The sequence below is a fragment of the Lactobacillus sp. CA30L genome (genome assembly GCF_059900845.1).
Map to the genome: position 1 here is coordinate 458,593 of NZ_JBWXGB010000001.1, position 11,164 is coordinate 469,756.

The 11,164-nt window shown below is 52.0% G+C and carries 11 protein-coding genes; 3 read left to right on the plus strand and 8 right to left on the minus strand.

From position 1 onward, the window contains the following. Window positions 1–57 precede the first annotated feature (57 nt). Window positions 58–552: a thiol peroxidase gene (gene tpx, locus AC2JF8_RS02335; RefSeq protein WP_500760721.1), complete on the plus strand. Its 495-nt coding sequence runs from the start codon at window positions 58–60 to the stop codon at window positions 550–552. Between the two features lie 58 nt (window positions 553–610). Here the strand turns inward: tpx and AC2JF8_RS02340 are convergent, their stop codons facing one another. The 7 genes from AC2JF8_RS02340 to prmA all read right to left on the minus strand — a co-directional run bounded on the left by AC2JF8_RS02340 (window position 611) and on the right by prmA (window position 8,894). Further along, the gene (locus AC2JF8_RS02340; RefSeq protein WP_500760724.1) at window positions 611–1,111 is read right to left on the minus strand and encodes an NUDIX hydrolase; all 501 of its coding nucleotides are present in this window, start codon (window positions 1,109–1,111) and stop codon (window positions 611–613) included. 335 nt (window positions 1,112–1,446) lie between these two features. Next, window positions 1,447–3,303: an aspartate--tRNA ligase gene (aspS, locus tag AC2JF8_RS02345; protein WP_500760726.1), complete on the minus strand. Its 1,857-nt coding sequence runs from the start codon at window positions 3,301–3,303 to the stop codon at window positions 1,447–1,449. A 2-nt stretch (window positions 3,304–3,305) separates the two neighbouring features. Continuing rightward, complete coding sequence (gene hisS / locus AC2JF8_RS02350; protein WP_500760729.1) at window positions 3,306–4,592, minus strand: histidine--tRNA ligase; 1,287 nt, start codon at window positions 4,590–4,592, stop codon at window positions 3,306–3,308. Between the two features lie 272 nt (window positions 4,593–4,864). Then, window positions 4,865–5,302, minus strand: a complete 438-nt coding sequence (dtd, locus tag AC2JF8_RS02355) for a D-aminoacyl-tRNA deacylase (RefSeq protein ID WP_500760732.1) — start codon at window positions 5,300–5,302, stop codon at window positions 4,865–4,867. Next, complete coding sequence (locus AC2JF8_RS02360) at window positions 5,302–7,542, minus strand: RelA/SpoT family protein (protein ID WP_500760735.1); 2,241 nt, start codon at window positions 7,540–7,542, stop codon at window positions 5,302–5,304. The genes dtd and AC2JF8_RS02360 overlap by 1 nt, the downstream gene beginning before the upstream one ends. A gap of 14 nt (window positions 7,543–7,556) precedes the next feature. Then, window positions 7,557–7,919 carry a hypothetical protein gene (locus AC2JF8_RS02365; RefSeq protein ID WP_500729092.1) on the minus strand — a complete coding sequence of 121 codons (363 nt, stop codon included), beginning with the start codon at window positions 7,917–7,919 and terminating at the stop codon, window positions 7,557–7,559. Between the two features lie 30 nt (window positions 7,920–7,949). Beyond that, entirely contained in the window at window positions 7,950–8,894 is a 945-nt protein-coding gene (gene prmA / locus AC2JF8_RS02370) for a 50S ribosomal protein L11 methyltransferase (protein ID WP_500760738.1), read from the minus strand. A gap of 59 nt (window positions 8,895–8,953) precedes the next feature. On the opposite strand from prmA, the gene ybaK reads away from it, so the two are divergent. Both ybaK and AC2JF8_RS02380 read left to right on the plus strand, forming a co-directional pair. After that, complete coding sequence (gene ybaK / locus AC2JF8_RS02375; protein WP_500760741.1) at window positions 8,954–9,454, plus strand: Cys-tRNA(Pro) deacylase; 501 nt, start codon at window positions 8,954–8,956, stop codon at window positions 9,452–9,454. 156 nt (window positions 9,455–9,610) lie between these two features. Next, complete coding sequence (locus AC2JF8_RS02380) at window positions 9,611–10,555, plus strand: sugar-binding transcriptional regulator (RefSeq protein WP_500728858.1); 945 nt, start codon at window positions 9,611–9,613, stop codon at window positions 10,553–10,555. Between the two features lie 3 nt (window positions 10,556–10,558). On the opposite strand, the gene citX is transcribed toward AC2JF8_RS02380, so the two are convergent. Next, window positions 10,559–11,101 (minus strand): citrate lyase holo-[acyl-carrier protein] synthase, encoded by a 543-nt coding sequence (gene citX / locus AC2JF8_RS02385; protein WP_500760743.1) that lies wholly within the window; start codon window positions 11,099–11,101, stop codon window positions 10,559–10,561. Window positions 11,102–11,164 lie beyond the last annotated feature (63 nt).

An 11,164-nucleotide genomic window follows, 5' to 3' on the forward strand; every position in this document is an offset into this window, starting at 1 on the left:
GATTAGTTTAAACTGAATAAGGATAAAAAATTTGCTATTAAACAGAAAGGTCAAAAAATGCATATTACAATGAAGAACGAACCGTTGACCACTAACGGACAACCGCCAATAGTTGGGGAACAGCTGCCTGACTTTAAAGTTGAACGGGCTGACAAGTCAACCGTTACCAAGAATGAACTGATCACTGGACCCACTCTGATCAGCGTAGTTCCCAACATCAACACCAGCGTCTGCAGCATTTCAACCAAGCGCTTCAACGGCGAAGTTGACAAGTACGATGGCATTGGCTTCTACACCGTTTCCACCAACACGCCAGATGAGCAAAAAAACTGGTGTGCAGCGGAAGGCGTTGCCAAGATGGAGCTTTTGTCGGACGAGCAGCTTGATTTTGGCAAAAAATTGGGGTTGTACGTGGAAGACGCCGGCATTGATTCACGGAGCATCTGGATTGTTGATGCCGCCGGGAAAATCTTGTACCAGGAACTGATCCAAGAAATGACCAACGAGCCCAACTATGATGCAGCACTTGCGTTTTTAGACGGCTTAAAGTAACCTTTTTTGCTAACACAAAAGCGGCTAGGGCAAATGCCCTAACCGCTTTTTATGTTGCCTAAAAAACAGGCTTGTCCAATACTTGCCACTGGGCAAAGATCTGGTCGCTGAGCGTGAAGTGGTCTGGATCATTCAGGTACTCCTTGGCCTTTAGAACCAGGGGCGAGGAGTTTGCAATGCTCAGTTCGCCAAGAGGCACCTTGACGGCACCGAGCGCGTCCTGGCCATCGAACTGGGCCACGCTGGACTGCAGGTGGCCGCTTGCCTTTTCAATCCTGTAGAAAACGCAGATGTGCTGGTTGTAGTGCCAATCCTCGTAGTCCCAGGGATAGCGAAACGACATGACGCCGATCTGCTGCATCGCGAAAACCTTCAGGCCCGTTTCCTCGTTAACCTCGCGCATAGCGCAATGTTCCAGCCCCTCTCCGTCTTCCAGACTGCCGCCAGGCAGGTCAAAGCGATTAACGTAGGGCCCACCCAGTTTTTTAATGACGACCAGGTCGTTTTGCGTGCCGATTATGCCGTAACAGCCGAAGGCTCGGTGGTATTTTTGCTTCATGATTGAACTCCTTAGTGTAATTTTGAAATAATTATGCTTATAGCATATACTTCAGACCAAAAAAATCAATTTTGTTGTTTAAGCGACAATTTAGTGATTGTTGCCGTTGCAGGATAAAGTTTACGGTATATTTCGTAATTATGATATGTCTTGTCCCGTAAAATCTTAGCCTGCGTCAAACTAGAAGAACCAAAAGCTGTACTTAAAAAAGAGCATCAGTCTGGTGCTTAATCAAAAATTCTATCAAACTCTTGCACCGGGATTTGCAAAAGAGACAAATAAGAAACGTGAAGTGCAAACTCCACGTTTCTTATATTAACCAATTATTTAATTACTTAGTCTTCATCCCACGCCGTCTTGGCCGGATAGTTTTCGCCCGCCTGCTGCTCAAGCGTCTTTTCCGTCTTGGCGACGCTTTCCTGGTACTTGTCTTCAACCGCAATGCCCAGGTCATCCAGCTGCTGCTTTGCGACCGGGGCCGGCGCGTGCATCATTGGTTCAGACGCATTGGCGTTCTTCGGGAAGGCCAGAACGTCCCGGATGTTGTCCTTTTCTGCCAGCAGCATCGCAAAGCGGTCCAGCCCGATGGCCAGGCCCGCGTGCGGCGGAAAGCCCATGTCCAGGGCCTCAAGCAGGTAGCCGAACTGCTCGTAAGCCCGCTTTTTAGAAAAGCCGAGGGCTTTGAGCATTTTTTCCTGAATTGACCGCTTGTGGATACGGATGGAGCCGCCCCCGAGCTCATCGCCGTTCATGACGATGTCGTAGCTGCGTGCATGTGCCTTGTGGGGGTCGGTTTCAAGCAGCTCAATGCCCTCGTCATCCGGCATCGTGAACGGGTGGTGTGCGGCAATCCAGCGGCCGAAACCCTCATCATATTCAAACAGCGGCCAGTCCACCACCCAGACAAAGTCGAAGACGTGCTTAGGAATGATACCGGTCTCCTTGGCAAACTCGCGGCGCAGGTGATCAAGCGAATCGCAGCAAACTTTCCACTTGTCGGCCACAAATACAAGCAGCTCGCCGCCAGCAAGGGCGAATTCCTTTATTAACGCTGATTTATTCTCGTCTGTCAAAAAGCGTGCAACCGGACCAGAAAATTCCCCGTCCTCGTATTTGGCCCAGGCCAGGCCCTTGGCGTGGTAGCGCTTGATGTAGTCTTGCTTCTTCTCAATTTGCTTGCGCGAGTATGCCTTGGCACCATTCTTGACGGCCAGGCCCTTGACAAAACCACCGTCGCTGATTGCCCCGCTAAAGACCTTGAAGTCACTGTCCTTAAAAATTGGGCTCAGGTCGTGGATCAGCATGCCAAAGCGGGTGTCGGGCTTGTCCGTTCCGTAGCGGTTCATCGCATCGGTCCACGAAATACGGTCAATCGGAGTCTTCAGGTCAATGCCCATGACGTCCTTCATGATTTTCTTCAAGAGGCCTTCGGTGTAATCCTGCACCTGCTGTTCATCCGTGAAGGACGTCTCCATGTCGATCTGGGTAAACTCCGGCTGCCGGTCGCCGCGCAGATCTTCGTCGCGGAAACACCTGGCCAGCTGGTAGTACTTGTCAAAGCCTGCCCCCATGAGCAACTGCTTGAAGAGTTGGGGCGATTGCGGGAGGGCGTAAAAGCTGCCCGGATAGATCCTTGACGGTACCAGGTAGTCCCGCGCGCCTTCGGGCGAAGATTTGCCCAAAATAGGCGTCTCAATGTCCACAAAACCATTTTCATCAAAAAATTCGTGGGTTGCACGCAAAATCTTAGACCGCAGAATAATTGCCTGCTGCAGGCCAGGGCGGCGCAGGTCCAGGTAGCGGTACTTCAGCCGCAGCTGCTCGCCCACTTCCGCATCATCCTTGACTTCAAACGGTGGGTTCTGCGCCTCGTTGAGAACGATGATGGCACTGGCGTCCACCTCAACCTCCCCGGTCTTCATTTCCGGGTTAACGCTGGACCGCTTGACCACCTTGCCCTTGACCTGGATGACGTATTCACTGCCGAGCGCTTCAGCCGCAGCCATCAGTTCCGCGCCCGAATCGTGGTTGACCACAACTTGCACGATGCCTTCGCGGTCACGCAAGTCGATAAACAACAAATTCCCTAGGTTGCGAATGCGTTGAACCCAACCGTACAGGTTCACTTCTTGGTCAATGTAGTCGGCGGTTATGTTGCCGCAATAGTCAGTTCTTTTTTCCATTTGTTCCATTTTTAATCCTTCAATTGTTCCATCACTTTTGCCATTTTATCAATATCGGCCAAATTAAGGTCAATGGTCTTGCCGTCTAGCAGACGCTTGACGTTTAAGGTGCCGTTTGCCAACTCCTTGGACCCCAAGGTAATCACGTACTTGGCGTGCGCACGATCGGCCTTTTTAAACTGGGCCTTGAGCTTCTTCTGCTCGACGTCATACTGGGCGCTATAGCCTTGCTGGCGCAGGCTGCGCGCAATTTCAACCGCCCTTTCAGCCGTCCCCTCGCCAATATTGGTGATGAAGAAGTCGATGCCCTGGTCAGTAAACAGCTGCGGGTTCTGCTGCTGCAAAACTAGCATGAGCCGCTCCTCACCGATGCCAAAGCCCACGGCTGGGGTGTGCGGCCCGTCAAATTCCTCAACCAGGTTATCATAACGGCCGCCGCCCAGGATAGTCGTGGCTGACTCCCACAGGTTCTTGTCCTCAACCATGAATTCGAAGATGATGCCCGAGTAGTAGTCCAGACCGCGCACCAGGTCATCGTCAACGACATAGTCAATCTGAAGGCGGTCAAGCATCCCCGTAATTTGCTCAAAGTTGGTTCGGGACTCCTCGTCCAGGTAGTCAATAATCTTAGGCGCACCCGGCAGGAACTGCTTGTCGCGCTCGTCCTTGGAATCCAAAATCCGCAGCGGGTTCTTTTCCAGGCGCCGCTTGGAGTCTTCCGATAACTGGTCCTTGAGCGGCGTGAAGTAATTGACCAGCGCATCGTGGTAGTCTTGGCGTACCTGGGCGCTGCCCAACGTATTGATGTGGAGCTCGTAATTTTGGACGCCCAGCTCTGCTAGCAGATCATGGCCCAACATGATGGTTTCAACATCAGACAGCGGGTTGCTGGCACCGAAGCTCTCTATCCCAATCTGGTGAAACTCACGCTGCCGGCCGGCCTGGGGCCGCTCGTAGCGGAACGTGGACTGGATGTAGTATACGTTGAGGGGCTTCACCCTTTCTGGAGCATACAGCTTGTCTTCCACATAGGCCCGCACGACGCCCGCGGTTCCTTCGGGCCGCAGGGCAATGTGGCGGCCGCCCTTGTCCTTAAAGTCGTACATCTCCTTTTCAACCACGTCCGAGGTCTCACCGCTGGAGCGGGAAAAGACCTCGTAACGCTCAAACGTCGGCGTCCGCATTTCCCGGTAGTTGGCCCGCTGCAAAAAGCTGCGCACCACCTGCTCAACGTTTTCCCACGCGCTTGATTGTTCCGGTAGGATATCAACTGTTCCTTTTAGTTTTTGCACTCTCATTTTTTCATCCTTCTACACTTAAAAAGCACCCTTGAAAAAATCAAGGGCGCTCTGAATTAGCACGGTACCACCTTTTGCCTGCTGCAAGTAACGCTTGCGAAACGATTATTACCTGTTAAAGGGTCACAGACAGCCTTTTATCCGTTCTTGCAGCAAAACGAACGGTCTCTGAAACAAAATGCCCATCTTCAGTCTTTGTCATTGATAATTCTTTTTTAGCTTATATTTTTAGGGACCAAAAGTCAACCGGTGAAGGCCTTTACAAGCCAAAATTATTGGTCGAGCACGATGGTGAACGGCCCGTCGTTTTCTAAACTGACCTGCATGTCGGCGCCAAACCTGCCGGTTTCAACCGTGAGACCGGTCTGTCGCAGCTCATGGTTAAAGGTCAGCCAGAGCTCTTCTGACTCAGGCGGACGCATCGCCCTGGTGAAGCTGGGCCGGTTGCCCTTTTTGGTTTCGGCCAGCAGGGTAAACTGGCTGACGCTCAGAATCTGACCGCCGACATCCCTGATTGCCAGGTTGGTTTTGCCGTCTTCATCTTCAAAAATACGCATCTTGGCAATTTTGGACGCCGCCTTCTTGACCTGGTCGAGATCATCGCCCTCTTTTAGACCGACCAAAAGAAGGAGGCCCCTGTCAATCTGGCCGACTGTTTCACCGGCAATTGTTACCCGGGCCCGGTTGACCCGTTGAATTACTACGCGCATCAGTTGTCTGCCCTCCGTGTTTCATAAACATCGGGAATGTCCCGCAATTTAGACAGAATGCTGTCAAGCTGGGCCGAATTGTTGACCGCAACCGTTGCGTAGATGTGGGCGATGTTCTCCTCGTTGACCTTGCCGGAAAGGTTGTTAATGTTGGGCGTGAGCGAATTCAGCTTGGTCAAGACGTCGCTCAAGAGGCGGCTGCGGTTGTAGCCGAAGACCTCAATGTTGGCGTTAAAGGTCTGGCCGCTGCTTTCACCGACGTTCTCCCATTCCACCTCAATCAGGCGTCCCTGGCTGGCGTCGCTGCCAGTAATATTGCGGCAGTCCGCCCGGTGGATCGTGACGCCGCGGCCCTTGGTCACGTAGCCGACAATGTCATCGCCCGGGACCGGGTTGCAGCACTTGGCCAGGTGAAGCATCAAATCACTGATGCCCTGAATCATTACGCCATTTTTGTGCTTAATCTTCATGGCTGACGTCGTGCTTTTATGGTCTGGGGCGGCAGAGGCGGCCTTTTGGCCCGAATTGAGGATTTCTTCTTCAAGCTGCTGCTGTTTTTTCTTTTCGTCCGCACGCCGCAGGTCACTCGTCAGCCTGTTCACGATGCTGGTGGCAGACAGGTCGCCAAAGCCCACAGCAGCATACATCTCATCCGCCGTGTGGTAGTTTAACTGGTCCAGGACCTTTTCGACGTGGTCCTTATCCATAAACTCCTTGGGCAACAGGTCCTGATCGCGCAGCTTGTCGGCAACCATCTGTTCGCCCTGCTCAATGCTGCGGCTGCGGTCCAGTCCCCTGAAGTAGCGCCGAATCTTGTTGCGCGCACGCGAGGTCTTGACCATGTCGACCCAGTCGCGCGAGGGGCTCGCATTCGACTGGGTCATGATGTCGATCACGTCGCCGTTTTTCAATTTATAATCGAGCGGGACCAGCTTGCCGTTGACCTTGGCCCCCACCGCGTGGCTGCCGACCTGCGTGTGAATCTCGTAGGCAAAGTCAAGTGTGACCGAGCCCTTGGGCAATTCGTACACTTCACCCTTGGGCGTGAAGACGTAGACGCGGTCGGAAAAGATCTCGCTCTTAACGTTTTTCATGAACTCGCCGGCATCTTGGGTCTCATCCTTTAATTCAAGGATTTCGCGCACCATGTCGAGTTTTTCATTCGCACTGGACGGTGCTACCCCGGAAAAATTGCCTTGCTTGTAGGCCCAGTGGGCCGCAACACCGTATTCGGCAACCTCGTGCATCTCTTCGGTCCTGATCTGAATCTCAAGGGGCCGCCCGCCGGGACCGATAATTGTTGTGTGCAGCGACTGGTAGCCGTTGACCTTCGGGACAGCAATGTAGTCCTTGAAGCGGCCAGGCATCGGCTTCCACTTAGTGTGGACGGCGCCCAACACCGCATAGCAGTCCTTGACGGTCTTAACAATCACCCGCACGGCCAGCAGGTCGTAGATCTCGTTGAAGTCTTTATGCTTGTTGACCATTTTCTTGTAAATGGAGTAGATGTGCTTGGGCCGCCCGTATATCTCATACTTGATACTCAAGCTGTCCAGACTGGCCTTTAACGTCTTAATCGCATCCTGGATGAACTGCTCGCGCTCGCTGCGTTTAACGCTCATCAGGTTGACGATGCGGTAGTAGGACTTGGGGTTCAGGTAGTGAAAGCTCATGTCCTCCAGTTCCCACTTGATTGTCCCGATACCGAGCCGGTCGGCCAGCGGTGCATAGATGTCCATCGTTTCCGATGCAATCCGCCGCTGCTTGTCTGGACGCAGGTGCTCCAGCGTGTGCATGTTGTGCAGGCGGTCGGCCAATTTGACCATGATCACCCGGATGTCTTTGGCCATTGCAATCAGCATTTTGCGGTGATTTTCCGCCAAAAATTCCTGGTGGGACTTATATTCGTACTTGTTCAACTTGGTGACGCCGTCAACGATAAAGGCAACGTCCTTGCCGAATTTTTCCTTAATGTCCTCGTTGGTTACGGGCGTATCCTCGACCGTATCATGCAAAAAGCCGGCGGCGATTGTGTCAGGGTCTAGGTGCAGGCTGGCCAGCGTGCCCGCAACCTGGGTGGGGTGGACGATGTAGGGTTGGCCTGAGGCGCGCTGCTGGCCTTCGTGTGCCTTTTGGGCAAACGTGTACGCTTTTTCGACAAACGCAATCTGGTCATCATTCATGTACTTCCTGCAGGCTGCAATCACCTGCTCATACGTCATTTCTTTGTACTTCGACATCTAAACCGACCCTTCTAGTTGTATATCTGCTTGTCCATCAAGCCAAAAATTTCAAAAATAAGGTAAATTAACCCAAAAAGCAGGTTGTAGTCAGCGTATTTAAGCAAAACCAGCAGACAAAAACTTGCCGGCAAAAAAAACAGCCAGGGGCGCTTCAGGTTGATTGACTTAATCAAATTACCCACGTGGTAGCTTACCGCACTATTAAATATGACAAATAAGAGCCCCACCCGCCAGATGGTCAGCACCTGCAGCAAACTAAAGATTAACGGCAAAACAACAACCAGGATGCTCCACCAGATTACGGGCATCGGCCGGTAGCGATTCAGCTTTCGAATGAATGGTATTTGTTTAAGTTTATCAATCAATTTGTTAATTCCTTACTTAGTTTTATATTATAACTCTTCTCAGCGGGGCCGACGCTCAATTACTAGTCCGACCCACCGCTCCTGCCTCATGGCAAGGGCAATCTTAAAGCCATGTTGGTCCAGGGCACGCTTGATTTTGTCCGCTTGAAGGTAGTCAATCCCGGAAAAAATTACCTGTCCCCCCTCGTTCAGGTGTTCATCCAGCTGCGGGATCAAGTCGAGCAGAATTTCCGCTAAAATGTTGGCAACAATCACGTCGAATTTGACCGCAACATCCTTTAACAGGCTGGTTTTTGCAATTTTAATGCTGGTCAACCCATTAAGGGCAGCATTTTCACGGGCGGCCGTGATGGCCTCGCTTGAAATATCGGTGGCCATAACGGAACGGGCGCCCAGGAGTGCGGCGGCGATGGCCAGGATGCCCGAGCCGGTGCCCACGTCAACAACGCTCTGGGGCTTGATCAAGACGCGCTCAAGCCCCATCATTGCCAGCTGGGTCGTTTTGTGATTGCCTGTGCCAAACGCAAGTCCCGGATCGAGTCTAATCAGCTGCTGATCGGGAAAAGCAGGACGGTAATCCTCCCATTGCGGTACAACCGCGAGGTGGCGAGAAGAGTTGACCACGTGGTAAAACTTTTGCCAGACCGTGTTCCAGTCCTTGTCCTCAATGTAGGAAGCGCTCACACGCGCTGCCCCAATATCCAAGCCCAAACTTTTCAATTCCTGCAGCTTGCCGCGGTAATCGTGCATAATCCGTTCACGGTCGACGTCTTCATCGAAGTATGCCAAAAATTCCAGGTCTTCCGGCAGGTCCGCAATCTCGTCGAGGTCGACAACGGTCGAATCGTGTTTCCAGCCGGCCTGTTCAAAGTCGCTGCGCGCTCTGGTTTCGACGCCGCGGCAGTGCAGGACGTCCTGGCTGTACACGCTGAGCGCATCTTCTGCTTCCTGACTGGTTGCAATTTTGATAATTAATAATTTCATTGTTTTGACCCCTTTTGTTTTTCTTTTATCAAATGCTATCATTGAAAGGAGGTGATAATATGTCAAAAAAGAAAAATCGCATTGAAAAAACGTTGGTGGAAAAGATTCTGGACCGTGACAAGATTTCTTACGAATCCGCCCAGTTCGCCACCCATGAGGATGCCGGCGGAGTTGCCCAGATGGATACGTCTATTTTAAACGAGAATCAGCGTTTGGTCTACAAAACCCTCGTCTGCACGGGCAACAAAACCGGCGTACTGGTCGGCGTTATTCCCGTTACCGAGCACCTCAGCATGAAAAAGCTGGCCCAAAATTCCGGCAACAAGAAGTGTGAAATGCTACCGTTAAAGGATCTTGAAAAAACCACGGGCTACGTTCACGGCGCCAACACGCCGATTGGGATCTACTTTAAGCACCGCTTCCCCATCTACCTCGACGCCAGCATGAAGGAGGAGTGCAAAATCGCCGTTTCCAGCGGCAAGGTTGGTCGCAGCGTCTTTTTAGCACCAAGCGACCTGCAGAAGGTTACCGCAGGCCACTTCTGCGATTTGCTTGAATAGGACTTGAAAACGTGCGCTTGTGTCCGCCCATCTGCCAGTACCAAGCGTGCATTTTTTTGAAAAAGCGGCACCACCGTCGAGTATTGCTTTAATTATAAACTAAAGAATAATTTTAGGATATAATTTGGGGTATACGAAAAGATAAGGACAAAAACAATGACATTATTAACGGACGAGCAACTGGCCAACATTGCTCACGACTACTTCCTCAGCAACCTCAATATTGCTGACATTTCCAAGAAATATAACCTTTCGCGCTACCTCATTACCAAGGCAATCGAGGAGGCCCGGAACAAGGGAATCGTCAAGATCAGCATCTACCAGAGTCCCAAACGGGCGCAAAAGCTGGAGCAGGAGATGCAGCGGCTTTTTAAGCTCAAGGACGTCTACATCCTGGAAGACCTGGAAACTAAAAACCAGGACAACGAGATGATTGTTAATTACGCGGCCAAACAGATTCAAAACTACGCCAAATCCGCGCACGTGATTGGTTTAACCTGGGGCACCCTGCTGCGCGACATCATCGACAATTTTTCCGTCACCAACCGAGACAATCTGACCTTCGTTCAGCTGGTCGGGCAGGCGGTCAACGCCAATAAGCGCAAAAAGCAGCTTACACAACACGCCGCGGATAAATTTAACGCCAAGTGTCTGACCTTTCCGGCCCCGCTGTATGCAATCAACCCGCAGCTGGTCGAAGACGTCAAGAGCGAACCCTACTACGAATACATCGCAAAGTACTTTTCCCAAATCGACCTGGTCTTTGCCAGCCTCGGTACGGCGCAGGCGCTCGAATCGGGGCAGTTCTTCATGGATCACTACGCAGACAAGCTGCTATCCGACGTTGACGGCAGCCAAATTGCCGGCATTATTTTTGGCCGGCCCTACGACATTAAGGGCAACTTCTATAAACCGATCGAGCCCCACATCTGCGGCATCAGCATGGACGACGTGATGCGCATCCCCGACCGCTTCGTAATCGTTAAAAACCGCTTCAAGGAAGAGGCCCTGCTCGGCGCGCTCAGAAGCGGCGTCGTTACGCACCTGATAACCACCAGCGGCATTGCCGAGCAAGTCCTGCGCAAGAACAAGATGCTCTAAGCACTACTTAAAGTTTTGGGCGTACAGGGCGCTGATGTAGTCCTGCAGCTGCGCGACCGAATGGCGGCGCGAGCGGGCACAATCCTTGGCCGCGCGTTCACACAAAAAGCATTTGCGCAAGGGAAGATTGAGCTCCTTGCGGGAGATGGCCTGCTTATTTTTCTGCACCAAGACGTCGGCGTCAAACAGGCGGCCCCAGACCGTAGAATCCTCAAAGGACATCGCGAGTTCCTTGACCCGCCTGCTGTTTTCTTTGAGCACGTAAAATTTCTCGCAGCCGGTCGGCCGGTCCCAGCTCTCGGCCACGTCAAAAGCCATGCCCCCCTTTTTGAGCATGCCTTCTAAGTCGGCGGCACCGGCGGCAAACAGGCGCCTGATGAAGCGGTTGTTTTTAACTGGTCCGGGAACATTCAGCTTGACGTCTAAAAGCACTGCACCGGGAAAAGTCTGGAAAAGCTGCCGCTGTTTTCTGACGCGTTCGTCCTTGTCAGCCAGTACCGCATCGATTCCGACTCTCTTGCCCTCTGTAAAAATTGATTTAACCATCAAATCATCCTTTCCCTTAAATTATGCTGACTAAAAAGCGTGAAAACAAGTCTTAAACTTATT